The sequence below is a fragment of the Pseudomonas sp. PDM17 genome (genome assembly GCF_014851985.1).
Classification (GTDB): Bacteria; Pseudomonadota; Gammaproteobacteria; order Pseudomonadales; family Pseudomonadaceae; genus Pseudomonas.
The window spans coordinates 594629-620848 of sequence record NZ_JACVAT010000002.1 but is presented as its reverse complement, the minus strand read 5'-3'; the positions used below and the strand labels follow the sequence as shown (position 1 = coordinate 620848).

Below are 26220 nucleotides of genomic sequence, written 5' to 3'. Positions count from 1 at the left end.
GCAGCGATACCCATGCTGCTGGCGCAGGGATCGATGGGTATCACTTCGCTCCACACCATCCTACAAAGCACACAACCCTGCCAGCCCGCTCCGCAACTCAGGCGTGCTGCGCGCCGGCCCGCTTGAGCAACTGCTTGCAGCGCTCGGACAGGTGCACCACCCGCAGGTTCTTGCCCGCCTTGCTGTAGCGCTCGCGCAGGGTCATCAGCGCGGCGATGGCGGAATAGTCGACGAAGCTCAGGTGCGCGCAGTCCAGGGTCACCTGCTGCGGGTCGCCGGCCGGGTCGAACTGATTGAGGAAGGGCGTGGTGGAGGCAAAGAACAGCGTGCCGTGGACGCGGTACAGCTTGCTGCCATCGGCCTCGTCATGGATGTCTGCGTACAGCTCGCGGGCATGCTTCCAGGCGAAATCCAGCGCCGCCAGGATGATCCCGCAGAACACCGCGGTGGCCAGGTCGGTGGCTACGGTAATGGCGGTCACCGCGATGATCACCAGCACGTCGCTCACCGGAACCTTGTTCAGCACTCGCAGCGAAGCCCAGGCGAAGGTCTGCTGGGACACCACGAACATCACCCCCACCAGCGCCGCCAGCGGGATGCGCTCGATCAGCGGCGAGAGGAACAGCACGAAGAGCAGGATCATCACCCCCGCGACCACGCCGGAAAGCCGGCCGCGGCCGCCGGAACTGAGGTTGATCACGGTCTGGCCGATCATCGCGCAGCCACCCATGCCGCCGAAGGCACCGGAGACCATGTTGGCCGCGCCCAGGGCCACGCACTCGCGGTCCGGGAAGCCGCGGGTCTCGGTGATTTCGTCGGTGAGGTTGAGGGTCAGCAGGGTTTCCAGGATGCCGACCATGGCCATGAGGAAGGCATAGGGCGCGATGATCCGAAGTGTTTCCAGGTTCCACGGGATATCCGGCCACGCGAATTGCGGCAGGCCGCCAGCGATGTGCGCCATGTCGCCCAGGGTGCGGGTCGGCAGGCCGAGCAGGTAGACCGCCAGCCCGACGCCGAGGATCGCCACCAGCGCCGGCGGCACCGCGCGGGTCAGCTTCGGCAGCCCATAGACCACTGCCATGGTCACTGCCACCAGACCCAGCATCACGTACAGCGGGTTGCCGCTGAGCCAGTGTTCACCGTCCTTGAAATGCTCGAGCTGGGCCATGGCGATGACGATCGCCAGGCCGTTGACGAAGCCCAGCATCACCGGGTGCGGCACCATGCGCACCAGCTTGCCCAGGCGCAGCAGGCCGAACAGGATCATCACCACCCCGCCCAGCAGCACGGTCGCCAGCAGGTACTGCACGCCGTGTTGCACGACCAGCGCGACGATCACCACCGCCATCGAACCGGCGGCGCCGGACACCATGCCGGGGCGCCCGCCGAACAGGGCGGTGAGGGTGCAGAGGATAAAGGCGCCGTACAACCCCATCAGCGGGTTGAGGTGGGCGACCAGGGCGAAGGCGATGCACTCGGGCACCAGCGCGAAGGACGTGGTGAGTCCGGCCAGGACATCGGCACGCAGGCGGGCGGGTTTCATTTTTCTACTCGGAAGCGGGGAACACGAAGGGCCGGCAATGGTACGGAAAACCACGTCCAGCCACCACCCGCTAATCCCGCATGGAAGTGCGTCAGGCCTTGGCAGGCGCCGCTGCGCCGTTCAGGAACAGCTGCTCCAGCACGGTCGCCGAACTGGAGCTGGCCGCGCGCCCGCGCCGCTCCGCATCGACCATGCCGTAGATCATCGACAGGAAGAGTTCGGTGAACACCGCCGCCGTCACGTCGATGCGCAGCACGCCGGATTGCTGGCCGCGGAGGAAGAAAGCATCCAGCGCATCACTGTAGGACTGCCAGCGACCGTCCATGCACGGGTCAAGGCTGTCGGGGCTGTACTGGAACATCAGGAAGACCAGCACTTCGCGGTGCGTCAGGTGTTCCTGGATCAACTTGCGCAAAGCCGTCAGCGGCTCGGCGCTCTCCAGCTCGCAATTGCTGACGACTTGATTGAGCACACGCTCGCCGTAACTCATGAGCATCTCCACCAGATTGTCGCGCGTGCCGCAGAAGCGGTGCAGCGTCGCCTTGCTCACCCCTGCCGACTCTGCGAGCTCCTTCAGCGTCGCCCGCGGGCGGTCGACGATGGCGGCGGCAAGCGCCTTGAGGAGTCGTTCATCATGGGCAGTCAGGGACATCAGCGGGCCTCGGGTCGGTGACCGGTCAGAGGGTCAAGGGAAAGGGTGGGATAGCTGCATTGTGCAGAAAAAGTCCCAACCTACCAAAGGAAATGACACTTTTGCTCACACTTGTTTCACATGAGTCAATATTGACTCATTTTAGCTTCAGAAAGATCATACGCAACCTCTTAGAAAGACAGACCCCGGGTGAAACATGGGCAGGTTGCGTGCAGTAGGGAAAATCAGTGCGCTGGTGACAGCGCTGGCACTGGCGGGTTGCGGACAATCCGGCGAGCCGCCGGCAGCTGTCGAGGCGGCGCGCCCGGTGGATGTGGTGGCGGTAGCGACCGAGCCTCTCACCCTGACCTCGGAGTTGCCGGGTCGTATCGAGCCGATGCGCGTCGCCGAAGTGCGCGCGCGGGTAGCGGGCATCGTGATGCAGAAGCGCTTCGAGGAAGGCGCCGACGTGAAGGCCGGTGACCTGCTGTTCCAGATCGACCCGGCGCCGTTGAAAGCCGCCGTGTCCCGCGCCGAAGGAGAATTGGCGCGGGCCCAGGCCGCGCAGCAGGAAGCCCAGGCACGGGTGAAGCGCTACGAGCCACTGGTGAAGATCGAAGCGGTCAGCCAACAGGACTTCGACACCGCGACCGCCGACCTGCGCAGCGCCCAGGCCTCGGTACGCTCGGCCCAGGCCGACCTGGAAACGGCACGGTTGAACCTGGGCTATGCCTCGGTCAAGGCGCCGATTTCCGGGCGCATCGGTCGTGCGCTGGTGACCGAAGGTGCGCTGGTCGGCCAGGGCGACGCCACGCTGATGGCGCGCATCCAGCAGCTCGACCCGATCTACGCCGACTTCACCCAGCCGGTGGCCGATGCCCTGCGCCTGCGTGAAGCGCTCAAGAGCGGCAACCTCCCCGCCGGCCAGAGCCAGGCCCTGAGCCTGCGCGTCGAAGGCACGCAGTACGAGCGCCAGGGCGAACTGCTGTTCACCGATATCTCGGTGGACCGTGGCACCGGCCAGGTCTCGCTGCGCGGCAAGTTCGACAACGCCGATGGCCTGCTGCTGCCGGGCATGTACGTCCGCGTCACCGCCCCGCAAGGCACCGACGCCAAGGCCATTCTCGTGCCGCAACGCGCCGTGCAGCGCGCCACCGATGGCACTGCCCACGTGCTGGTGATCGGCGCCGGAAGCCGCGTCGAGACCCGCCAGGTGCAGACCGGCGCCATGCAGGGCTCGCGCTGGCAGATCAGCCAGGGCCTGGCCAGCGGCGACCAGGTCATCGTCGGCGGCCTCACCGGCCTGCAGCCGGGCGCCAAGGTCGAAGCCCGTCACGCCCAGCAGCAACAGCAGGCGTCGCGCCAGTAAGGCGAGGATCGCCGCGAGGAATTCCCATGTCACTGTTCTTCATCAAGCGCCCCAACTTCGCGTGGGTGGTGGCGCTGTTCATTTCCCTGGCCGGCCTGCTGGCCATCCCGCTGCTGCCGGTGGCCCAGTACCCCAGCGTGGCGCCGCCGCAGATCACCGTGACCGCCACCTACCCCGGCGCCTCCGCGCAGGTACTGGTGGACTCGGTCACCAGCGTGATCGAGGAGGAGCTCAACGGCGCCAAGGGCCTGCTCTACTTCGAGTCCACCAGTAACTCCAACGGCATGGCCGAAGTGGTGGTCACCTTCCAGCCCGGCACCAACCCGGAGCTGGCCCAGGTCGACGTGCAGAACCGCCTGAAGAAGGCCGAGGCACGCATGCCCCAGGCCGTGCTCACGCAGGGGCTGGAAGTCGAGCAGACCAGCGCCGGCTTCCTGCTGATCTACGCGCTCAACTACAAGGAAGGCTCCGCGCGCACCGATACCACCGCCCTGGGCGACTACGCCGCGCGCAACATCAACAACGAGCTGCGCCGCGTACAAGGCGTCGGCAAGCTGCAGTTCTTCTCCTCCGAAGCCGCCATGCGCGTGTGGATCGACCCGCAGAAGCTGGTCGGCTACGGCCTGTCCATCGATGACGTGGGCAACGCCATTCGCGGGCAGAACGTGCAGGTACCGGCCGGCAGTTTCGGCGCCTCCCCCGGCAGCACCGAGCAGGAGCTGACCGCCACCCTCGCCGTGAAAGGCACCCTGGACGACCCGGCGGAGTTCGGCCGCATCGTCCTGCGCGCCAATCCGGACGGCTCCACCGTCAAGCTCGCCGACGTGGCGCGCCTGGAAGTGGGCAGCGAGAGCTACAACTTCACCGCGCGCCTGGACGGCAAGCCCACCGTGGCCGGCGCCATCCAGCTGTCCCCCGGCGCCAACGCGCTGCAGACCGCCGCGCTGGTGAAGGAGCGCCTGGCCGAGCTGTCGGTGAACTTCCCCGACGACGTCGAGTACTCGGTGCCCTACGACACCTCGCGCTTCGTCGACGTGGCCATCGAGAAGGTGATCCACACCCTGATCGAAGCCATGGTGCTGGTGTTCCTGGTGATGTTCCTGTTCCTGCAGAACGTGCGCTACACCCTGATCCCGGCCATCGTGGTGCCGGTGTGCCTGCTCGGCACGCTGACGATGATGTACCTGCTGGGCTTCTCGGTGAACATGATGACCATGTTCGGCATGGTGCTGGCCATCGGCATCCTGGTGGACGACGCCATCGTGGTGGTGGAGAACGTCGAGCGGATCATGGCCGAGGAAGGCCTCTCCCCGGCCGCCGCCACGGTCAAGGCGATGGGCCAGGTGTCCGGCGCGATCATCGGCATCACCCTGGTGCTGTCGGCGGTGTTCATGCCGCTGGCATTCATGGCTGGCTCCGTAGGCGTGATCTACCAGCAGTTCTCCCTGTCGCTGGCGGTGTCGATCCTGTTCTCCGGCTTCCTCGCCCTGACCTTCACCCCGGCGCTGTGCGCGACGCTGCTCAAGCCGATCCCCGAAGGTCACCACGAGAAGCGCGGCTTCTTCGGCGCCTTCAACCGTGGCTTCAACCGGCTGACCGAACGCTACACGCTGCTCAACACCGCGCTGGTGAAACGTGCCGGGCGCTACATGCTGATCTACGCCGGCATCGTCGCCCTGCTCGGCTACAGCTACCTGCGCCTGCCGGAATCCTTCGTGCCAGTGGAAGACCAGGGCTACATGATCGTCGACATCCAGCTGCCGCCGGGCGCCACTCGTGCGCGCGCCGACGTCACCGGCCAGGAGCTGGAGCAGTTCCTGAAGTCACGCGAGGCCGTCGCGTCCTCCTTCCTGGTGATGGGCTTCAGTTTCTCCGGCATGGGCGAGAACGCCGCGCTGGCCTTCCCGACGCTGAAGGATTGGTCCGTGCGTGACAAATCGCAGTCCGCGGAGGCGGAAACCGCGGCGATCAACGAACGCTTCGCCGGCATCAGCGACGGCGCGATCATGGCCGTGACCCCGCCGCCGATCGACGGTCTGGGCAACTCCGGCGGCTTCTCGCTGCGCCTGCAGGACCGCGCCGGACTCGGCCGCGAGGCGCTGCTGGCGGCCCGCGACCAGTTGCTCGGCGAAGCCAACGGCAACCCGAAGATCCTCTACGCCATGATGGAAGGCCTCGCCGAAGCTCCCCAGCTGCGCCTGGAGATCGACCGCGAGAAGGCACGCACCCTGGGCGTCAGCTTCGAGTCCATCAGCAGCGCGCTGTCCACCGCGTTCGGCTCCTCGGTAATCAACGACTTCGCCAACGCGGGTCGCCAGCAGCGCGTGGTGGTGCAGGCCGAACAGGGCGACCGGATGACCCCAGAGGCCGTGCTCAAGCTCTACGTGCCCAACAGCGCCGGCGAGCTGGTGCCGCTGTCCGCCTTCGTCAGCACCCGCTGGGAAGAAGGCCCGGTGCAGCTGGCACGCTACAACGGCTATCCGTCGATCCGCATCTCCGGCGACGCCGCCCCCGGCGTCAGCACCGGCGAAGCCATGGCGGAAATGCAGCGTCTGGTCAGTGAGCTGCCGGCCGGCATCGGCTACGAGTGGACCGGCCTCTCCTACCAGGAGAAGGTCGCCAGCGGCCAGGCTACCCAGCTGTTCGCCCTGGCGATCCTGGTGGTGTTCCTGCTGCTGGTGGCGCTCTACGAGAGCTGGGCGATCCCGCTGTCGGTGATGCTCATCGTGCCCATCGGCGCCCTCGGCGCGGTGCTCGCGGTGACGGTCACCGGGCTGCCCAACGACGTGTACTTCAAGGTCGGCCTGATCACCATCATTGGTCTTGCGGCGAAGAACGCGATCCTCATCGTCGAGTTCGCCAAAGAGCTCTGGGAACAGGGCCACGGCCTGCGCGACGCCGCGATCCAGGCCGCGCGCCTGCGCTTCCGCCCGATCATCATGACCTCCATGGCCTTCATCCTCGGCGTGGTGCCGCTGGTGGTCGCCAGCGGAGCCGGCGCCGCCAGCCAGCGCGCCATCGGCACCGGGGTGATCGGCGGGATGCTCAGCGCCACGCTGCTGGGGGTGATCTTCGTGCCCATCTGCTTCGTCTGGCTGCTGTCGCTGCTGCGTCGCCAACCCAAACCTGCGCATCAACCCACGGAGGCCGCGCAATGACCACCCTGCGCAAACCTGCCTTTGCCGCCAGCGCGCTGCTGCTGGCTATTGTTCTGGGCGGCTGCTCCATGGCGCCCACCTACGAGCGCCCGGAAGCACCGGTGGCGCAGAGCTGGAGCGGCCCCGCCGCCCAGCCCGGTACTGCGGCCAGCAACCTGGACTGGCAGAGCTTCATCGTCGACAGCGAACTGCGTGAGCTGGTGAACATCGCTCTGGACAACAACCGCTCGCTGCGCCAGACCCTGCTGGACATCGAACAGGCCCGCGCGCAGTACCGCATCCAGCGCGCCGACCGCGTGCCCGGCCTGAGCGGCGCCGCCAACGGCAACCGCCAGCGGCTGCCGGCGGACCTGTCCAACAGCGGCAGCTCGGCGGTGAGCAGCAGCTACCAGGTCGGCCTGGCGCTGCCCGAGTACGAGCTGGACCTGTTCGGCCGGGTGAAGAGCCTGACCGACGCTGCGATGGAGCAGTACCTCTCCACCGAGGAAGCCGCCCGCAGCGCGCGCATCGCGCTGATCGCCGAGGTCAGCCAGGCCTACCTCACCTACGATGGGGCCCAGCGCCGCCACCTGCTCACCGAGCAGACCCTGGCCAGCCGCGAGGACTCGCTGCGCCTGATCGGCCAGCGACGCACCGCTGGAGCGGCCACGGCGCTGGACTATCAAGAAGCGCTCGGGCTGGTCGAACAGTCCCGCGCAGAGCTGGAAAGCAATGCGCGGCAGAAACAGCAGGCGCTCAATGCACTGGTGCTGCTGCTCGGCACATCCGACGCGGCCAAGCGCATCCCGCAGGTACCGCAGGACAAGTCCATGCTGATCCAGGACATCGCGCCGGGAACCCCGTCGGAGCTGATCGAGCGGCGCCCGGACATCCTCGCCGCCGAGCATGTGCTGAAGGCGCGCAACGCCGACATCGGCGCGGCCCGCGCGGCGTTCTTCCCGCGCATCAGCCTGACCGGCAGCTTCGGCACCTCCAGCGCTGAGATGTCCGGGCTGTTCGACGGCGGCTCGCGTTCGTGGAGCTTCGTGCCGACCCTGTCGCTGCCGATCTTCGATGCCGGCCGCAACAGCGCCAACCTCGACCTGGCCAAGGTGCGCAAGGACTCCGCCGTAGCCGCCTATGAAGGCACCATCCAGACGGCGTTCCGCGAAGTGGCCGACGCACTGGCAGCGACCGACACCCTGCGACGCGAGGAAGCCGCGCGTCGGGCTCTGGCCAACACCACCAACGAAACGCTGAAGCTGGCCAAGGCGCGTTACGAAGGCGGCGTCGACAGCCACCTGCGCTACCTCGACGCGCAGCGCAGCAACTTCGTCAACGAGTCGGCCTACATCGAGACCAGCACCCAGCGGCAGATCGCCCTGGTGGACCTGTTCCGCGCCCTCGGCGGCGGCTGGAGCGGTGACGTCACGGCGCAGCGCTGATCGTCTGCCCTGCTACGGCGAATAGCGCCAGAGGCGTTATTCGCCCTGCGATCAACCGGCTCGGGTCGGCGCAGCGTGTAGGGCGGATAACCCAGAACGGGTTATCCGCCGCCATGGCGCACGACGCCGCTATCCGTGTCCGGAACTCAGTCGCCGAACACCGGCCGGAAGAAACTGCGCTCGTAACTGAGGATGCAGCGGGTTTCTTCCGCGTAACGGAACGCGGCCTGGCACTCGGGATCATCCATGGACCGCTGCCGGTAGCTTTCGTACTCGGCCAGGCTGGGGAAGGTGAACATCGCCAGGGCAATGTTGCTGGCACCCTCGGAAGGCAGGAAGTAACCGTGGTGCTGGCCACCGAAGCGCTCCACCAGGGGGATCCACAACCGGCCGTAGTGTTCGAATTCCTTGAGCTTGTACGGGTCCAGCACGTAGCGCAGGTAACAGGTGACCATCTTGCCGACTCTCTTGCGGTGAAAGGGACGGCCACTGTACCGGGCAAAGCCGCCCATCGATACAAGGATTCACCCTGCGACCGCTCGTGCTGGAGCGCGCTGCCCTATGTCACCCCGCGCGCCCTGACAGCCCGGTAGACTGACCTCTCCTTCTTCATCACCGGGGGCACGATGCCCCTTCCCACGGGCGCTGGCGCAAGACCGGCGCGGAGTACAAAGGCATGTCCTTCGAAATCGTCCTCGACCTCTTCGCGGCGCTCTGCTTTGGCGCCCTGATAGGCATGGAGCGCCAGTGGCGCCAGCGCTTCACCGGCGTCGCCACCCACGGTCTGGTCGCGCTCGGCGCAGCCACCTTCGCCACCCTGCCCTTCCTCATGAACGCAGAGGACCAGGTAGTGCGCATGTCCGCCCAGGTGGTCACCGGCATCGGCTTTCTCGGCGCTGGCGTAATCATGCGCGATGGCCTCAGCGTGCGCGGCCTGAGCACCGCCGCCACGGTCTGGTGCACCGGCGCGGTGGGCGTGCTGGCGGGCGCCGGATTCCTTGCGGCGGCGCTGGTCGCCACCCTGCTGATCGTGCTGTGCAACCTCACCCTGCCCTCGGTGACCCGCTGGATCCAGCGTCACGCCCCTATCGAGCCGAGCAGCGAGCGCTACTACACGGTCCAGGCCGTCACCGAGGCCCACCAGGAAGCACTGGTTCGCTCCACCCTGCTGCGCCGCCTGAGCGCCAACGGCCTTGCCCTGCAGAGCCTGGAAAGCCACGCGCGCAAGACCGGCGGCGACGTGGAAGTGGCCGCCCTGGTACTGGCACCGAGCGACAAGGACAGCCTGCTGGAAGCCCTGGTCGGCGAACTGGCCCTGGCGCCCTACGTATCGGCGGCCAGCTGGTCGGTCAGCGACGGGCCGCAGTAGGACCGCCTCACGCGAGGTGCGGGCGCAGCAGCACCTCGATGTCACGGCGCACCAGCTTCAGTGCATCACGCGTGCGCGCCTTGTCGGCACAGGCGAGGCTACGGAAGTGATAGGCATAGATGGCGTAGACAATGTCCACCACTGCCCCGACCTCGCAATCGGCACGCAGCTTCCCGCGTTCGATGTAACTCGCCAGCGCCCGGTCCAGGGCCTTGCGGAAGCGGCTGCGTGACTGCTCGATCTCTACGTGCTCGGCGCTGGCGAACAGCATCACTGCCAGCAGTTCGCGCCACAGGCGCTTGTCCTCTATGCGGTCGATATTGCCGTAGTCGGCGCCGATCATCTTCACCAGCCCGTCCACCGGCTCCACCGGCAATGCGTCCAGCACTCGCTCGACCTTGTGCTGCGCCAGCGTCACCTGGTTATCGATGATCGCCACCAGCAGCTCGTGCTTGCTGGGGAAGTAGTTGTAGACAGTGGTCACCCCTACCTCGACCACGGCGGCGATGTCCTCCATGCGCGTGCTGGCGAAGGTGCGCTCGCGGAATAGCTCGGTGGCAACGTCGATCAGCGCCTGGCGCTGTTTTTCCTTCTTGCGTTCGCGCAGCGAGGTTTCGGCGGCGGGCTTGCGGGCGGGCATGGCGGCTCCGTTTCGGTTCTGCAGGGGATGGACGGCAAGCATTCTACTCAAGCCATGATATCGGGAAAGCCATGCCAGCGCCGCTGATAAATTGTAGTTGACTACAACTTTGTAGAAAAATACAGTTTTCTCAACAAGAACCCTGAGGTCCACCGAAATGAAAGGCATCAAGCTGGCGCTCGGCATGCTCACTGCGCTCTCGATCCCCGCTGCCGGCGCCGCCCAGCAGCAGGTGCGCGTCTACAACTGGTCAGACCTGATCGGCCAGGACACCATCAAGGACTTCCAGGCCGCCACCGGAATCACGGTGCAGTACGACACCTTCGACAATGAGTCGACGCTGATGGTGAAACTGCTCACCGGCAACAGCGGCTATGACGTGGTCGTCCCCTCCGGCACCTCGCTGGACCAGCTGATCAAGGCCGGCGCCTTGCAGGAACTGGACCGCAGCAAGCTGCCCAACTGGAAGAACCTCGACCCGCAGCTGATGAAGTTCGTCGAGGGCAAGGATCCGGGCAACCGCCACGCCTTCATCTACGACTGGGGAACCACCGGTCTTGGAGTGAACGCGACGCTCGTCAACGCGCGCCTGCCAAATGCGCCACTGGATTCCTACGACCTGCTGTTCAAACCCGCCAACGTCAGTCGTCTCAAGGACTGCGGGGTCGGGCTGATCGACAGCCCCGAGGACGTCTATCCGATCGTCCTCAACTACCTCGGTCTCGACCCGCAGAAGCCCACCCGCGAGAACCTGGAGCAGGCCAACCAGCTGCTCGACGGAATCAAGCCGAGCCTGCGCTACATCAACTCCGGCAGCTACATCAACGACCTGGCCAACGGCAACGTCTGCCTGGTACTGGGCTGGTCCGGCGACGTCGAAATCGCCCATCGCCGCGCCCAGGAGGCCGGCAAGAACGATGACATCCGCTACATCGCCCCCCGGGAAGGCACGGTCGCCTGGTTCGGCTTCATGGCCATGCCCAGGAACGCGCCCAATTCCGATGCCGCCTACCGCTTCATGAACCAGGTACTCGAGCCCAAGGTCAGCGCCGACTTCACCGCCACCGTCGGCTACGCCACCGCAGTCCCCGCCAGCCAGGAGCTGCTGCCTGTCGAGGTGGCGAACAATCCCACGGTGTTCCCGCCCGAAACGGTGCGTCAGAAGATGTTCTGGCAGTCCAACCCGACGCCGGCGGACCTGCGCCTGATGACCCGTGCCTGGAACCGCTTCAAGAGCGGACTCTGATTCCCATTCCCCGCTTCAACGACGGGCGCCGCGTCCGTGCCAGGAACTTCGCAATGACTGACCAGACCCTCATCCACATCGCCCAGGGCCCACTGCGCGGCGCCTACGATCCGGCCAGCGGGCTCTACCGCTACCTCGGCATTCCTTACGCCGAGCCGCCCCTGGGCGAACTGCGTTTCCGCCCGCCGCAACCCCATCACCCCTGGAGCGAAGTTCGCAGCGCCGAGCGCTTCGGCCCGGCTGCCGCCCAGCTGTTCGACGAAACCGAGGGCGAGTACGACGAATTCAGCGACAGCGCCCCAGTGCCGGGAAGACCGTGGGTGGGCTCCGAAGACTGTCTGACGCTGAACGTCTGGACCCGTAACCCGACCGCCAGCGACAAACCCGTGATGGTGTGGATCCATGGCGGCGCCAACTGGCTGGAGAGCAGCCGCCTGAAGTGCTACCACGGTGACGTACTGGCGGCGAACGGCGACGTGGTGTTCGTCTCACTGAATTACCGCCTCGGGCTGTTCGGTTTCCTCGACGTCAGCGTGCTCGGTGGTGAGGAATTTGCCGGCTCGCACTCCCATGGCCTGCTCGACCAACTCCAGGCGCTACGCTGGATCCGGGAGAACATCGCGCAGTTCGGCGGTGATGCGAGCAACATCACCCTGATGGGCGAATCCGCCGGCAGCATCGATATCAGCTGGTTGCTCGCCGGCGGTCATCTGCAGGGGCTGGTGCAACGCGTTGTGATGATGAGCGGCTACGCCGGCCTGCCGGGGTTGAGCGGCGACCTCGGCCATGGGCTCAGCGACGCCTCGGCAAAGGAACTCGCGCGCGGATTCTTCGCCGATTGCGCCATCGACAGCTTCGCGCAGTTGCGGGAACTGGACACCAACGCCCTGATGACCAAGGTGCACGCCCTGTCCGAGCGCACCGACATGCTGTTCCACATGGACTCGCTGTTCTGGCCCAAGACCCACGCCAGTGCGCAGCTGGACCCCATCGAGTTCGCCCGGCGCGGAGCAGCCACCGGTATCGACATCCTGATCGGCTTCACCCACTACGAGATGGGGCTGTGGCTGAACTGGGACGACAGCCTCGACCGACTCGGCCTCGATGCGCTGGTGGAGCGCCTGGCGATCATCCCGACGGCGCTCAAGGATTCCGCCAAGGCCCTGTATCGCGCGCAATTCCCCGAGGACGACGACGGCGTCCGCGCCATGCACCTGCTGGGCGACTGCGCCTTCGTCATGCCTGCGCTCTGGGCTGCGGAGGGCCTGGCCGCACAAAACCGGGTGCAGGTCTACCGCTTCGACCGCGAAACCGACCCGCGTCGTCGCGCCCAGCACGCCGCCGACCAGGTCTACTTCTTCGGCAAGCTGGACACCTACGTCGGCCGCTTGCTGGCCGGCACGCCACAGGACGCCGACGACGCTGCCGAACGCGATCGCTTGTCAAGGCTGATGCAAGGCATGCTCGTGGACAACGCCGGCGCCAGCCAATCCCCTGGTGACAAGCTGCCGCAATGGCCGCGGTACGACGCCGGGCAGCGCACCCTGCTCAGCCTGGACCAGCAACCCGAGCTACTGGACGATCCCTACGCCGTGCGCCGCCAGTGGTGGTTCGAGAACATCTACCCGGCCCGCTGAAACGACAAAGGGGAGCCAATGGCTCCCCTTCTCGTCTGCGCCCTGTCTCAGGCGAAGACGAAGTACTTGCGCACTGTCTCCACCACTTCCCAGGTGCCCTTCATGCCCGGCTCGATGACGAACACATCGCCGGCGCGCAGGTGAATCGGCTGCTCGCCCTCGGGGGTGATAACGCAATAGCCGTCGAGGAAGTGGCAGTACTCCCACTTCTCGTAGTTCACCTCGAACTTGCCGGGGGTGCAGATCCAGGTCCCCATGATCTTGCTGCCGTCCGCCGACAGGTAGGCATTGAGGTTGACGGTGTGCGGGTCGCCGCCGATGCGCTTCCACTTGGTGGCGTCCAGCACGGGCGTCGGGCAGGTGTCGCGCAGTACGGTGATGAAATCGGACATGACAGCTCCAGTCGTTGCGGTGAAGGTCCGTCACCCTAGCCACGAACCGCAACGGCGAGTTGCCTGGATTCGACATTGGTATGTCTGCCAGCGCTGCCCGCCCTTCTCTGATCCGCCCCCTGACAGATTTGTCATCCGCCGCTCATCTCGCCGTTATCCGCGCTCCCACACGATGCCCGTGGCCCTCGCCACGCCTGGGCAAAAACAACAACAGCAGGCGGTCACCAACCATCCTGCCCTAGGGAGCACATCCATGTATCGCACGCATCGCATGAATCGCACGCATAGAAAGTACCGACGTAAATTTCCGCTGGCGGCTTCGCTGCTGGCACTGGGGGTTGCTTCGCCGACCGTCTTCGCCGAGGCCGAAAGCACAGAGCAAGCCGAAGGCTTCCTCGAAGGTTCCAGCCTGGAAATCCTCAACCGCAACCTCTACTTCAACCGCGACGCCCGCCACGGCCAGTCAGTGCCTCCGCGCGGCAACGGCTACTCGGAAGTCTGGGCCCAGGGGATCATCGGCAAGTTCGAGTCCGGCTTTACCCAGGGTACGGTCGGCGTGGGCGTCGACGCCTTCGCCATGGTCGGCTTCCAGCTCGACACCGGTGACGGGCGCAACGGCGCCGGCAGCTCGGTGGACGTACTGCCTACCGACAACGACGGGCGCACCGAGAGCGACTACGCCAAGGCCGGCGGCGCGGCCAAGGTGCGCCTGTGGGACACCGTGCTGAAGGCCGGCGACGTTTTCCCGGAGACTCCCGTGGTGCACTACGGCGATTCGCGCCTGCTGCCCGAGTCCTTCCGTGGTTTCACCCTGCAGAACACCAGCCTCGAGGGCCTGACGCTGCAGGGCGGCCGCCTGCACGCCATGAGCCAGCCGCAGTCGCGGCAGATGGACGACGGTTTCGCCACCTTCTACGCAGGCCCGGTGGATTCGGCCTGGCTCGCCTACGGCGGCGGCGACTACGCCATCAACGACAACGCCAGCATCAGCCTCTACAGCAGCCGCCTGAAGGACGCCTGGAACCAGTACTACTTCGGCACTGCGCTGAACTTCCCGCTCAGCGAGGCCGTGGAGCTGTTCGGCGGCTTCAACTACTACAAATCGCAGGACGAAGGCCGCGAGCTGCTCGGCGAGTTCAACACCAATATCTGGAGCGCCAGCGCCGGCGTGCACTTCGGCGCCCACCGCATCGCCGTCAGCCACCAGCGCAACAACGGCAACAACGACTTCGACTACCTGCGCCAGGCCGACTCCATCTACCTGGACAACTCCATCCAGTACAGCGACTTCAACTCGCCGAAGGAGCGCTCGTGGATGGTCCGCTACGACCTCGACATGGCCACCTACGGCGTACCGGGGCTGAGCTTCATGACCCGCTACGCCCGCGGCACCGACGCCGACTATTCCAACGCCAACGCCGTGTACATGCGCACGGATGACAACGGCGACCCGCTCACGGACCAGAAGCGCTGGGAGCGCGACGTCGAGGCCAAGTACGTATTCCAGGAAGGCCAGCTCAAGGACCTGTCCCTGCGCGTACGCCAGGCGACCACCCGCGCCACCGCCTTTGAGTCGGACCTGGACGAAGTGCGACTGATCGTCGAATACCCGCTGGCGATTCTGTGACGGCCTGCGCCTGACAGGCGGATGACGGAATTGTCAGTTGCGCCTCAGCCTCCTGTTAGGCGCGCCTGCGTATAACGGAAGCCATCACCGCCCCCCAAGGCTTCTGGTGATGATTTCCCCGCAGCACTGCTCCTCTCCCTGGCGCTCCACGTGCCCTTTGGGGGGAGAGGAACTCTCGGCGCCCACACGGGCGCCTTTTTTTACGTGGCGGACATCGCAAAAGGAAGCCCACGCCGAATGAGATACGTCCCTTGCGCTCGCCTTCAGGACTGCCATTTCTCCAGCCAGTCGAGAATCAGCTCGACACGCGTGCTTTCGAAAGCATCCTCCAGCGATGTGAGCTCGATGGCGATCTTCGGGCGCCCGCCCTTCAGATCGGCAAGCTCGGTCAGCCAAGGATACTGGTGGATGTTCGTGACGACGAAATTGAAATACTTATGCCATGGGGAAGCGCCAACCTGGACAGCCAAAACGCCCCCTGTCTCCTCTGAATAGATGTCTTCAGTCGCGTAAGTACCACAGTTCTCCCGCAAGATTTGCAGCATCTTTTTCAGCGGCGCAGTGATCATGAAGACCTTCTTCACACCGCTACTTTTCTGCAGACAACGCTCGGCGGCGAACGCATGAAGCATGACAGAGAGCTTACGCACGGGTCTTGCCAGATTTCCGTTTTTTTCCATGACTTCCATCAACTGACGGACACTGACTCCACCGTGCTCCAAACGCCGGATTTTTTTCAGCGCGGGAACCGTCACCATCCTCAGCGGCGAACGGAAAATCCCCATGTGGGTAGAGATGGGGATATCCGGATGTGTAGTTACCGTCATGCACATCTCGATTCGCACGAAGTGCTCCGCCTGGGTTACCCCGACAGTCGAGCCAAAGACCGCATAGGCCACCCACACCTCGCTGGTCGGCGTTCTCTTGAAGCAACTCAATGCGTCGAGAAAACCCTTTACCGCTTGCTGATAACCGTAACTGACTTCAGACGAAAGCAGATTAGTTGCCACGAACCTCATCAGGTACACGTAGCTTTCCCAGAAAGCAAAATTTTCGTTGGTAAGCCGGGTGAACTCGTAGGAGATCGGGGATACCTGTGGAAGCGGCAGTATGGGTTCCTGCGGCAATACCATTTCAGTTTCGGATACGTGCTCGGGCCGAGGACCTGAAAACGGCCATACCCGGTCACGGCAGTTCGGACAGAGAAACCGGTCATCGTCGAATTCCGCGTCGTACACCATTACGCAACGCATGCATTTATAGAGCATCACTTCCTCACTGAAGTACGCAGACAGCAGTCCTGTTTGACCAGCCATGCTGCGGCCCAATCCCTGGTCATTTGCGCCTGTTGAACGTTGCATGAACCTTGTTGAGCTCTTGCGTCGAAAAGCAGCGCGCAGGGGAAGCGTAGATAGGAATTGAACCATTGGCTAAAAGTGAGTTTGAACGATGCGAGCCACACCCATCAGGGCTACAGTCGCCACCAGACTATGGAGGCTACGGGGCGGCTGCCGCAGTGGAACGGCACATGACAACGAGCGGTCATGTGCTTTACCGCGAACCTATTCAGTCCTCCTCATCCCGCCGATGCATCCACCGATACAACGCCGGCAGCACCAGCAGGGTCAGCGTGGTGGAGGACAGGATGCCGCCGATCACCACCGTCGCCAGCGGCCGCTGCACTTCCGCGCCGGTGCCGGTGGCCAGGGCCATGGGCACGAAGCCCAGGGACGCCACCAGCGCCGTCATCAGCACCGGGCGCAGGCGTGTCAGCGCACCCTCGCGGATTGCTGCGTCGAGGCCACGTCCCTCCTCCCGCAGGCTGCGGATGAAGGAAATCATCACCAGGCCATTGAGCACCGCCACCCCCGACAGCGCAATGAAGCCCACCCCGGCGGAGATGGACAGCGGAATGTCCCGCAGCCACAGCGCCACCACCCCGCCGGTGAGGGCGAAGGGAATCCCGGTGAACACCACCAACCCGTCGCGGACGTTGTTGAACATCATCAGCAGCAGGGTAAATACCAGCAGCAGCGCCACCGGCACCACGATCTGCAGGCGCTGCGCCGCCGACTGCAACTGCTCGAACTGGCCGCCCCAAGTGGTCCAGTAACCGGCCTGCAGCTTCACCTGCTGCTCGATGCTGCCGCTGGCCTCGGAGACGAACGAGCCGATATCCCGCCCGCGCACGTTGGCGCTGACCACGACGAGACGCTTGCCGTTCTCGCGGCTGACCTGGTTCGGCCCCTGCACCAGCTCCAGGCGCGCCACTTCGCCCAGGGTGATGAAGCCGATGCGCGAGTCCGTGGCGTTGGCCGGGGCTGGCACCGGAATGAGCATGCGCGACAGCGCGTCGATGTCGCTGCGCAGGTTTTCCGGCAGGCGCACGATCAGGTCGAAGCGACGGTCGCCCTCGAACAGCGTACCCGCCTGGCGGCCACCGATGGCCACGGCGACGTTGTCCTGGATGTCGCCGACATTCAGCCCGTAGCGCGCCGCACGCTGGCGGTCGATGTTGACGGTGAGCACCGGCAGGCCGCTGGTCTGCTCGACCTTCACCTCGGACGAGCCCTGCACCTGGCGCAACACGCCGGCAATCTGCTCCGCGGTCTGGTTCAGCACGCCCATGTCGTCGCCGAAAACCTTTACCGCCACGTCGCTGCGCACCCCGGAAATCAGCTCGTTGAAGCGCAGCTGGATCGGCTGCGACAGTTCGTAGGCGCTGCCCGGCACGCCGTTGGCGGCTTCCTGGATTTCCGCCTCCAGCTGCGCGCGGCTCTTCTTCGGATCGGGCCACTGGTCCTTGGGCTTGAGCATCACGTAGGCGTCGGAGATGTTCGGCGGCATCGGGTCGGAGGCGATCTCCGCGGTGCCGGTGCGGCTGAACATGCGCAGAGCCTCGGGCACCTTGTCGAGCACCTGGCGCTCGAGCTTTTCCTGCATGGCCACCGACTGCGACAGGCTGGTGCCTGGCGTGCGCAACGATTGCAGGGCGAAGTCGCCCTCGCCCAGGCTGGGCACGAACTCGCTGCCCATGCGGCTTGCAATCACGCCCGAGAGCAGCACCAGCACGGCGGCCACGGCGAACACCAGTGCGCGGCGTGCCATCACCCAGTCCAGCACCGGCTCGTAGGCACGGCGCGCACCGCGCATCAGCAGGTTCTCCTCCTCCTTGACCTTGCCGGTGATGAACAGCGCGATGGCCGCCGGGACGAAGGTCACCGAGAGGATCATCGCCCCCAGCAGCGCCAGCACCACGGTGAAGGCCATGGGGTGGAACATTTTCCCCTCGACGCCGGTGAGGGCGAAGATCGGCAGGTACACCACCATGATGATCAGCTGGCCATAGATCAACGCTCGGCGCGCTTCCTTCGACGCGGCGAAGACTTCGTGCAGGCGCTCGCTGCGGGTCAGCATGCGGCCATGATGTTGCTGCGCGTGGGCCAGGCGGCGGATGGCGTTCTCGACTATCACCACGGCGCCATCGACGATGATGCCGAAGTCCAGCGCGCCGAGGCTCATCAGGTTGGCGCTGATGCGGTTGCTGAACATGCCGGTGAAGGTGAACAACATGGCCAGCGGGATCACCATGGCGGTGATCAGCGCCGCGCGGATGTTGCCGAGGAACAGGAAGAGCACCGCGATCACCAGGATCGCGCCCTCGGTAAGGTTGCGCTTGACCGTGGCGATGGCCTTGTCGACCAGTTGCGTACGGTCGTAGACAGTCACCGCCCTGACCCCGGCCGGCAGCGTGCGGTTGATCTCTTCGAGCTTGGCGGCGGCAGCCTTGGCGACGGTGCGGCTGTTCTCGCCGATCAGCATGAACACTGTGCCGAGCACCACTTCGCGGCCATCCTCGGAAGCGGCGCCAGTGCGCAGCTCGCGGCCGAGTTCGACCTCGGCAACGTTGCGCAGGCGGATCGGCGTGCCGTCGACATTGGCCACCACGATGTTGGCGATGTCTTCCAGGCTGCCCACCTGCCCTGGTGCGCGTACCAGCAACTGTTCGCCGTTGCGCTCGATGTAGCCGGCGCCGACGTTGGCGTTGTTGCGCTCCAGCGCGGCGATGACATCCGCCAGGGTCAACCGATAGGCCGCCAGCCGACGGGTATCGGGCGCAACCTGGAACTGCTTGGCGAAGCCGCCGATGGTGTTCACTTCGGCGACGCCGGGCACGTTGCGCAGCTGCGGCTTGATCACCCAGTCCTGGATCACCCGCAGGTCGGTCGGCGTGTACTCGCTGCCGTCCTCCTTGCGCGCGCCCGGCTCGGCCTCGATGGTCCACAGGAAGATTTCCCCGAGGCCGGTGGAGATCGGACCCATGGCCGACTCGACGCCCTCAGGCAACTGCTCGCGGGCCTGCTGCAGGCGTTCGTTGACCAACTGGCGGGCGAAGAACAGGTCGGTGCCGTCCTTGAAGATCACCGTCACCTGCGACAGCCCCGAGCGCGAGATCGAGCGCGTCTGCTGCAGGCCCGGCAGACCGGCCATGGCGGTCTCCACCGGGTAGGTGATGCGCTGCTCGGTCTCCAGCGGGGTGAAGCCCGGCGCCGAAGTGTTGACCTGCACCTGCACGTTGGTGATGTCGGGCACCGCATCGATGGGCAGCTTCTGGTAGCTGGCGATGCCCAGGCCGGCCATGCCGAGGACAGCGAGCAGCACGAGATAGCGCTGCTCGATGGCGAAACGAATGATGCGTTCGAACATGCTTTCGCTCCGTCAGTGCGCGTGGGACGCCGAGCTCTTGCCCAGCTCCGACTTGAGAATGAAGCTGCCTTCAGTCGCCACCTGGTCACCGGCGACAAGGCCGGCCAGCACCTCGACGAGACCTGCGCTGCGCGCGCCGAGATCGACCGGCCGCGGTTCGAAGCCTTCGGCGCTGCGCACGAAGACGCTGGGTTTGCCTTCCACCTCCTGGATCGCCTGCTCCGGCACCGCGACCGGCACCTGGCGCGCACTGCTGCTCACCCGCACATTGACGAACAGACCGGGGCGCCACGCGCCATCGGGATTCGCCAGGGTGACGCGGGCCACTGCGCTGCGGGTCTGTTCGCCGAGCAGGTTGCCGACGTAGCTGACGCGGCCGTCGACCTGCATGCCCAGGTCCGCCGCCTCCACCCGCGCCGGCTTGCCCACCTGCACCCGCGCCAGGTCCTGCGGCGCCACGCTGAAGCTGGCCCAGACCCGCGACAGGTCGGACAGCGTGAAGGCCGCCGTGGTCTCGCTGACTACCTCGCCGGGCACCAGGTGCTTCTCCACGACTACACCGTCGAAAGGCGCGCGCAGCTCATAGCGATTACCGCCGACGCTGGCCGACACGCCGCTCAGGGCGTTGGTCTTCTGCTGCGCGTTGGCCAGTGCGATGCGTGCCTCTTCCAGGTCCTGGCGCGCCTGCAGGTAGTCCTGCTCGGCGGAAATCTTCTCCTGCCACAGCTCCCGCTCGCGTTCGAAGGTCTTGCTCGCCAGGCTCGCCCGGCGCTGGGCAGCGGCCAGCTCGCTGCGCAATTCGGAAACCTGCTGGCTGGCGATCACCGCCAGCAGCTCACCCTTCTTCACGCTCTGCCCCAGGTCCACCTTCACCGACTCCACCACACCTGGCGTGCGAGGCACGACGTGGGCAGTACGGTCCTGGTCGAAGCCGATCTCGCCGGGCAGGCTGAACGCTTCGTCCAGCGCCTTCGGTCCGGCGGTGGCCAGCTGGATGCCGGCAGCCTGTATCTGCGCAGGGCTGAGGTGCAGGCCCTCTTCTTCGGCTGGCGCTTGCTTGGCGGCGTGATGCTCGCCATCGGCATGGCTGCCTGCTTCGGCATGGCGCGTCGGCGCGGCGTTGCCGTGGTGCTCGCCGTCCGCATGGGTCGCGTCGTCGAGGTGGCTGCCGCCGGCCTGTTCGCTGCCCATCCAGGCGTAGGCGCTGACGCCCAGCGCGGAGGCCAGCAGAACGGTGGCGGCGAGAGGGGTTTTCTTGATCATGGAAGCTCCGGGAAATTTCCGCCGGCGCCGCGCCGTAGCGCAGGCACCGCAGGGTGATGGAGGGTGCTGAAGAGGTCGTGGACGCACCAGTGCACGGGCAGGCTAACGATGGGCGCGGCGGCGGACGGCGTCAGGCTCACGAGCAGCAGGCCGAACCAGGCGCGGCGGCGCTTAGCGGGCCGCGCCGACATCGCCGTAGACCCTTTCGATCCGTCCCCAGGCATCGCTGACCTGGGCCAGCGCGCGCAGGTACTGGTCGCGCGCGGTGATCAGGGTGCGCTGGGCGTCGAGCACTTCGAGGAAGCCGAACTTGCCCATCTCGAAGCCGCGCGTGGCGCTCTCCACGGCGGTCTGGGCGCTGGGCAGGATGGTCTGGCGGAAGGCATTCACCTCGCCCTGGGCGGTGCTCCACTGCTGCAGCGCCTGCTGGGTTTCCTGGCGCAAGCGCAGTTCGGTGGCGTTGCGCAGGTCGCGAGCCTGATCGGCGCGGCGGGATTCGGCGAGGATGTTCCCCTGGTTGCGGTCGAACAGCGGCAGCGGCAGGCTGAAGCCGATCACCGCAATGCGGTCGCGGTTGCCGGCGTCGATGGCCTCCTGGGTGCCGACGCTGACGTCGAGGTCGGGAATGCGCTGGGTCTTTGCCAGCCGCACAGCGGCCTCGCCCTGATCGATGCGGGTCTGCGCCAGGCGCATTTCCGCGCTGTCGCCCAGGCGGTCGAGGAGTTGATTGCTGCTGGGCAGGCCGGGCAAGGGTTCGACGCTGTCGCTGCGCACGCCGCTGAAATCCGGCAGTGCCAAGCCCATCAGTGCGGCCAGTGCCTGGTTGGCGTCGGCTCGTTCGCGGCGGGCGCGGGACTGCTCCAGGCGTACTTCGGCGAGTTGCACCTGCGCGCGGTTGGCCTCCAGCGGCGGTGCCTTGCCGGCACGCACACGCCCCTCAGCCGCAGTCACACCACGCTGCGCCAGTTCCACCGACTGCTGTGCCAGGCGCTCCCGTTCCTGGGCGCGCAAGGACGTGTAGAAAGCCGCGATCACTTCGCCACGCAGCTGGTTGCGTCGCGCCTGCAGGCTCAGTGCGGCAACATCCTGGCCGCGCTCGGCCAGTTCCACCCGCGCGCCGCGCTTGCCGCCCAGTTCCAGCGGCTGGCTGATGCCGATCGTGGTGGTGCGATTGCGCGAATCGGTGCCCTCCTGGTCCCAGGACAGCGTCGGGTTGCGCAGCAGGCCGGCCTGTTCGCGCAATCCCTGGGCGATGCCGATTTCCCGGCCGCTGGCGGCCAGCTCGGGGTTGCCGCTGGCGGCGGCCTGCAGGGCATCCTCGATACCGATCTCGCGGGCCTGCGCCCCACTTGGCAACTGCCAGAGCAGCAACGCCAGCAGCATTGCCGGCGCGGCAAATCCAGTACGTCTTGAAAACACGGCGAACCTCGCACGGTGGAGTCAACTTCGACGGCATCCCGTCATTTCCACCGGCGAATCTAGAAGTGCCTCTCTAGCGACAAGGTGACTGGATAATTACAAACATGTAATTGGCCATTTGCCGACGTCCCGTTGTATGTATTTAAAAAGGCATCGCGCCTCTTCCAGGTAACTTCAGGAAACAATTCGCGGCACTCCGAACAAACTGAATCGCTTCTGAAACACCTTACAGAACAGCGACATACATAACTTTCAGTGCTCCTCACCCAGCCAGAAATGCGACATCGCCACGGTTGACCCTGAAGTCGCTACAGCTTCTAGACTGCGCGCCTTTCTCGTTGGCGGTATGAACTTCCCTGCGCCTGCGGCACCACTCTTCGCGTAATTACCGGGTAACTATCCATGAAAATCCTGCTCATCGAGGACGACCACAAGACGGCCGATTATCTGCAACAGGGACTGAGCGAAAGCGGCTATGTCGTCGACCGCGCTGACAACGGCGTCGACGGCCTGCACCTGGCCCGGCAGTGCGCCTACGACTTGGTCATCCTCGATGTGAACCTGCCACAGATGGACGGTTGGGACGTGCTCGCCAGCCTGCGCCAGCACAGCGACATCCGCGTGATGATGCTCACCGCCCGCGGCCGTCTCACCGAGCGGGTGAAAGGCTTCGACCTGGGCGCCGACGACTACCTGCTCAAGCCCTTCGAGTTCCCCGAACTGCTGGCCCGCGTGCGCTCGCTGATGCGCCGCAGCGAACGCATCGACCAGCCGCAGGTGCTGCAGATCGGCGGGCTGGAGCTGGACCCCGGTCGCCATCGCGCCTACCGCGACAGCCAGCGCATCGACCTGACCAGCAAGGAGTTCGCCCTACTGCACCTGCTGATGAGCCGCAGCGGCGAAGTGCTCTCGCGCACGCAGATCATCTCGTTGGTCTGGGACATGAACTTCGACTGCGACACCAACGTGGTGGAAGTCACCATCCGCCGCCTGCGCGCGAAGGTCGACGAGCCCTTCCCCGACAAGCTGATCCACACCCTGCGCGGGGTCGGCTACGTGCTGGAGTCCCGCGCATGAAGCCGGCCAGCCTGTCGCTGCGCATCGGCCTGTGGGTTGGCATGCTGGGGTCGGTGCTGATGGCCCTGCTGCTCACCCTCGCCTACCTCGCCCTCGACCATCAGCTGGACCTGCGCGCCCACCGGGAGCTGGAGGACAAGCTCGGGCAACTGCGCCACGCGCTGGAGGCCGACCCCGGCCTCGCCGCCCTGCCCCTGCGTGGCCATGCCCTGCAGGACCAGTTGATGGGCCACGACAACCTCAGCGCCGCGCTGCTCGATGAGCAGCGCGGGCGGCCGGCGCAGTTCAGCAGCGGGCCGAATGCCGACCTGCCAATACTCGATGGGTTCGCCGGCAATGGCCGTGCCTTCGGCTGGACCGCGCCGGACGGCCGCCGTCTGCTCACCGAACGCAGCCTGATTCGTCTGCGCGACGGCAACAGCCTGCGGGTGTTCCTGACCCTGGATCGGCGCGACGACGACGCCCTGCTTGGCGCCTTCCTGCGTTCGGCCTGGCTGGCCGTGCCGCCGTTGCTGCTGCTTATCGCCCTTGGCGCGCGCCTGGTGGCCAAGCGCGGCCTGCTGCCGTTGCGCCAGTTCGGCCAGGTGGCCTCGCGGGTCACCACCCAGGACCTCAGCCACCGCATTCCGCTGCAGGACCTGCCACGTGAGCTGGGCAAGGCGGCGCGGGCACTGAACCTGATGCTGCACCGGCTGGATGACGGCGTGCAGCAACTCACACAGTTCTCCGACGACATCGCCCACGAGCTGCGCTCACCCATCGGCAACCTGCTGGGCAAGGCGCAGGTGACGTTGTCGCGGCCACGGGAAAAGGAGGAGTACGAGACGGTGCTGGCGGCGAGTACCGAGGAGCTGGAACGGGTCGGGCGGATCGTCAGCGACATGCTGTTCCTCGCCCAGGTCAGCCATCCGCGCGCGCTGCTGCCGCAGGAGCCGGTGCGGCTGGAAGAGGAAGCGGCGAAGGTCGCCGAGCTGTTCGATTTCAGCGCCGAGGAGAAGTCGCTCTCCATTGTCATCGAAGGTCACGGGCGGGTGGTCGGTGACCGCCTGATGATCCAGCGCGCGATATCCAACCTGCTGTCCAACGCCATCCGCCACACGCCCGGGGGCGAGCGCATCAGCGTGCAGGTGCGCGACGACGGCGAAGCCGTGACCTTGCAGGTGCAGAACCCCGGCGCAGGCATTGCCGCCGAACACCTGGAGCACCTGTTCGAGCGCTTCTACCGGGTGGATAAGGGCCGTTCGCGGGCACAGGGCGGCACCGGCCTGGGGCTGGCCATCGTGCGTTCGATCATGGAGCTGCACCTGGGCTCGGCCAGCGCGCAGAGTGCGGAGGAAGGGCCGACGCGCTTCCTCCTGACGTTTCCTTCGTCACCCGACTGACCTCCACCCAGCTCAAGATCAACGGGTGGCGCGGCAGGCGACGCGCTCGGTGCGGTACTCGATGGCCTGTTCGTCACCGAAGGAATCCTTGTAGCGCAGTTGCACCGGCACCACGCCGCAGTCGCTGCTCATCGGCGTCACCGCCACGACTTCGGCGATGTCCAGGTTCATCCCGTAGGTGTACTGCTTGGCCTCGGCGATCTGCGTCGGCGACGGCGCACCCTGGCGGGCCTGCATGACCTGCTGGCGGGCCTGCTCCATGCGCGCGAAGGTGATGTCGCCGCCACCGTCGGCCAGGGCCAGGGAGGAAGCGCCCAGCAGGGCGGCAGTCAGGAAGATGCGGGAGAGTTTCATGGCAGTCACCTCGTGGTGGTTGAAAGTGATTCCACCTTAAGAGGCCGCCGCTAACGGGAAGCTGAGGCAAGGATGACGATTCGGTTATCCGGCGTACGGGCCACTGCGGCAAAGCAGGCAATTTCCCACCACTCATCCGTGCATTTTCCCAGCGGTGAACTCTCGGCGTCCGACAACTGTCTGTGTGCTGTCGGCCCCCCGGGTGGGTTTCCTGGCCATTGGCCACCCGGCCAGTTCTCAATAAGTTGCCCGGCCGACGTTTTCGCTCCCGCAAGGCGGGTTTCGTTCCAAGTCATGTGAAGATTGCCCATGTCCCTATCGCGTCGCTTCCCCGCACGAGTTTCTCCCCTCCAGACCCGCGCCCTCGGTGCCTGCCTGTTCGCCAGCCTGCTGGCCGCCGGCGCTCCGGCCCAGGCCGAGGAGCCCGCCAGCAACGCGCGCTGGGTGAACGACAGTCTGAGTACCTACGTGCGCAGCGGCCCCACCGACGGCTACCGCATCGTCGGCACTCTGACCTCCGGGCAGAAGGTCCAGCTGGTCAGCACCTCCGGCGACTACAGCCAGGTGCGCAGCGACAGCGGCAGCACCGTGTGGATCGCCAGCAAGGACCTGCAGGAGAAGCCCGGCCAGGCAGAACGCCTGCCCTCGCTGGAACAGAAGGTCACCGAGCTGACCACCCAGTTGCAGACCATCGACGACTCCTGGAAGAACCGTGTGCAGGGCATGCAGGAAACCCTGGACGCGCGCAAGAAGCTCATCGATGAGCTGCAGGCCGCGCGCAGCGCGCTGGACGCCGAGCTGAACCAGGCGCGCTCGCAGCTGCGCGATACCCAGGCGCAACTGGGCGACGAGAACAAGCAGGTGCTGATGCGCTACATGGCTTATGGCGGCAGCATCGCCGGCGCCGGCCTGCTCGCCGGGCTGATCCTGCCGACCATGCTGCGCGTGCGCCGCAAACGCAGCACCGAGTGGGTCTGACGCT

Annotated in this window: 20 protein-coding genes; 10 read left to right on the top strand and 10 right to left on the bottom strand. The window is 65.9% G+C overall.

Annotated features, from left to right (window positions below; all coding sequences use genetic code 11):
* Window positions 1-97: 97 nt before the first annotated feature.
* Window positions 98-1543, bottom strand: a complete 1446-nt coding sequence (locus IB256_RS08510; protein ID WP_192295716.1) for a SulP family inorganic anion transporter — start codon at window positions 1541-1543, stop codon at window positions 98-100.
* A 91-nt stretch (window positions 1544-1634) separates the two neighbouring features.
* Window positions 1635-2195, bottom strand: a complete 561-nt coding sequence (locus tag IB256_RS08505; protein WP_151186908.1) for a TetR/AcrR family transcriptional regulator — start codon at window positions 2193-2195, stop codon at window positions 1635-1637.
* Between the two features lie 196 nt (window positions 2196-2391).
* Between IB256_RS08505 and IB256_RS08500 the strand changes: the two genes are divergently transcribed.
* The 3 genes from IB256_RS08500 to IB256_RS08490 are packed head-to-tail and all read left to right on the top strand — an operon-like array spanning window position 2392 to window position 8125.
* Window positions 2392-3543 carry a MexC family multidrug efflux RND transporter periplasmic adaptor subunit gene (locus IB256_RS08500; RefSeq protein WP_192402105.1) on the top strand — a complete coding sequence of 384 codons (1152 nt, stop codon included), beginning with the start codon at window positions 2392-2394 and terminating at the stop codon, window positions 3541-3543.
* A gap of 26 nt (window positions 3544-3569) precedes the next feature.
* Entirely contained in the window at window positions 3570-6701 is a 3132-nt protein-coding gene (locus IB256_RS08495; protein ID WP_192402103.1) for an efflux RND transporter permease subunit, read from the top strand.
* A gap of 5 nt (window positions 6702-6706) precedes the next feature.
* Window positions 6707-8125, top strand: coding sequence for an efflux transporter outer membrane subunit (locus IB256_RS08490; RefSeq protein WP_192402434.1), 1419 nt, complete (start codon window positions 6707-6709; stop codon window positions 8123-8125).
* Window positions 8126-8271: 146 nt separating this feature from the next.
* Here the strand turns inward: IB256_RS08490 and IB256_RS08485 are convergent, their stop codons facing one another.
* A complete protein-coding gene (locus IB256_RS08485) occupies window positions 8272-8580 on the bottom strand; it encodes an NIPSNAP family protein (protein WP_192295719.1) in 309 nt (102 codons plus the stop codon).
* 221 nt (window positions 8581-8801) lie between these two features.
* Here IB256_RS08485 and IB256_RS08480 point away from each other — a divergent pair, with 221 nt between their 5' ends.
* On the top strand, window positions 8802-9494 hold the full coding sequence (locus IB256_RS08480) for an MgtC/SapB family protein (protein ID WP_192295720.1): 693 nt from the start codon (window positions 8802-8804) through the stop codon (window positions 9492-9494).
* A gap of 7 nt (window positions 9495-9501) precedes the next feature.
* Here IB256_RS08480 and IB256_RS08475 read toward each other — a convergent pair whose 3' ends face one another.
* Window positions 9502-10134 (bottom strand): TetR/AcrR family transcriptional regulator, encoded by a 633-nt coding sequence (locus tag IB256_RS08475; RefSeq protein ID WP_192295721.1) that lies wholly within the window; start codon window positions 10132-10134, stop codon window positions 9502-9504.
* 157 nt (window positions 10135-10291) lie between these two features.
* Between IB256_RS08475 and IB256_RS08470 the strand changes: the two genes are divergently transcribed.
* Both IB256_RS08470 and IB256_RS08465 read left to right on the top strand, forming a co-directional pair.
* Complete coding sequence (locus IB256_RS08470; protein ID WP_192402101.1) at window positions 10292-11380, top strand: polyamine ABC transporter substrate-binding protein; 1089 nt, start codon at window positions 10292-10294, stop codon at window positions 11378-11380.
* Window positions 11381-11433: 53 nt separating this feature from the next.
* Window positions 11434-13017 (top strand): carboxylesterase/lipase family protein, encoded by a 1584-nt coding sequence (locus IB256_RS08465; protein ID WP_192402099.1) that lies wholly within the window; start codon window positions 11434-11436, stop codon window positions 13015-13017.
* 47 nt (window positions 13018-13064) lie between these two features.
* Here the strand turns inward: IB256_RS08465 and IB256_RS08460 are convergent, their stop codons facing one another.
* On the bottom strand, window positions 13065-13409 hold the full coding sequence (locus tag IB256_RS08460; protein WP_184595441.1) for a cupin domain-containing protein: 345 nt from the start codon (window positions 13407-13409) through the stop codon (window positions 13065-13067).
* Window positions 13410-13662: 253 nt separating this feature from the next.
* Between IB256_RS08460 and IB256_RS08455 the strand changes: the two genes are divergently transcribed.
* Window positions 13663-15036, top strand: coding sequence for an OprD family porin (locus IB256_RS08455; RefSeq protein WP_412547956.1), 1374 nt, complete (start codon window positions 13663-13665; stop codon window positions 15034-15036).
* Between the two features lie 263 nt (window positions 15037-15299).
* On the opposite strand, the gene IB256_RS08450 is transcribed toward IB256_RS08455, so the two are convergent.
* The 4 genes from IB256_RS08450 to IB256_RS08435 all read right to left on the bottom strand — a co-directional run bounded on the left by IB256_RS08450 (window position 15300) and on the right by IB256_RS08435 (window position 22389).
* Window positions 15300-16397: a hypothetical protein gene (locus IB256_RS08450; RefSeq protein ID WP_192402097.1), complete on the bottom strand. Its 1098-nt coding sequence runs from the start codon at window positions 16395-16397 to the stop codon at window positions 15300-15302.
* Between the two features lie 205 nt (window positions 16398-16602).
* On the bottom strand, window positions 16603-19743 hold the full coding sequence (locus tag IB256_RS08445) for a CusA/CzcA family heavy metal efflux RND transporter (protein ID WP_192402095.1): 3141 nt from the start codon (window positions 19741-19743) through the stop codon (window positions 16603-16605).
* 12 nt (window positions 19744-19755) lie between these two features.
* A complete protein-coding gene (locus IB256_RS08440) occupies window positions 19756-21006 on the bottom strand; it encodes an efflux RND transporter periplasmic adaptor subunit (RefSeq protein ID WP_192402093.1) in 1251 nt (416 codons plus the stop codon).
* Window positions 21007-21177: 171 nt separating this feature from the next.
* Window positions 21178-22389 carry a TolC family protein gene (locus tag IB256_RS08435; RefSeq protein ID WP_151189669.1) on the bottom strand — a complete coding sequence of 404 codons (1212 nt, stop codon included), beginning with the start codon at window positions 22387-22389 and terminating at the stop codon, window positions 21178-21180.
* Window positions 22390-22827: 438 nt separating this feature from the next.
* Here IB256_RS08435 and IB256_RS08430 point away from each other — a divergent pair, with 438 nt between their 5' ends.
* Complete coding sequence (locus tag IB256_RS08430; protein ID WP_192295727.1) at window positions 22828-23502, top strand: heavy metal response regulator transcription factor; 675 nt, start codon at window positions 22828-22830, stop codon at window positions 23500-23502.
* Window positions 23499-24884, top strand: a complete 1386-nt coding sequence (locus IB256_RS08425) for a heavy metal sensor histidine kinase (protein ID WP_192402091.1) — start codon at window positions 23499-23501, stop codon at window positions 24882-24884. Before IB256_RS08430 ends, IB256_RS08425 begins: the two co-directional genes overlap by 4 nt.
* Before the next feature lie 18 nt (window positions 24885-24902).
* Here IB256_RS08425 and IB256_RS08420 read toward each other — a convergent pair whose 3' ends face one another.
* Window positions 24903-25238 (bottom strand): co-regulatory protein PtrA N-terminal domain-containing protein, encoded by a 336-nt coding sequence (locus tag IB256_RS08420; protein ID WP_081517033.1) that lies wholly within the window; start codon window positions 25236-25238, stop codon window positions 24903-24905.
* Window positions 25239-25547: 309 nt separating this feature from the next.
* On the opposite strand from IB256_RS08420, the gene IB256_RS08415 reads away from it, so the two are divergent.
* A complete protein-coding gene (locus IB256_RS08415) occupies window positions 25548-26216 on the top strand; it encodes a TIGR04211 family SH3 domain-containing protein (protein ID WP_081517032.1) in 669 nt (222 codons plus the stop codon).
* The last annotated feature ends 4 nt before the right edge of the window (window positions 26217-26220 follow it).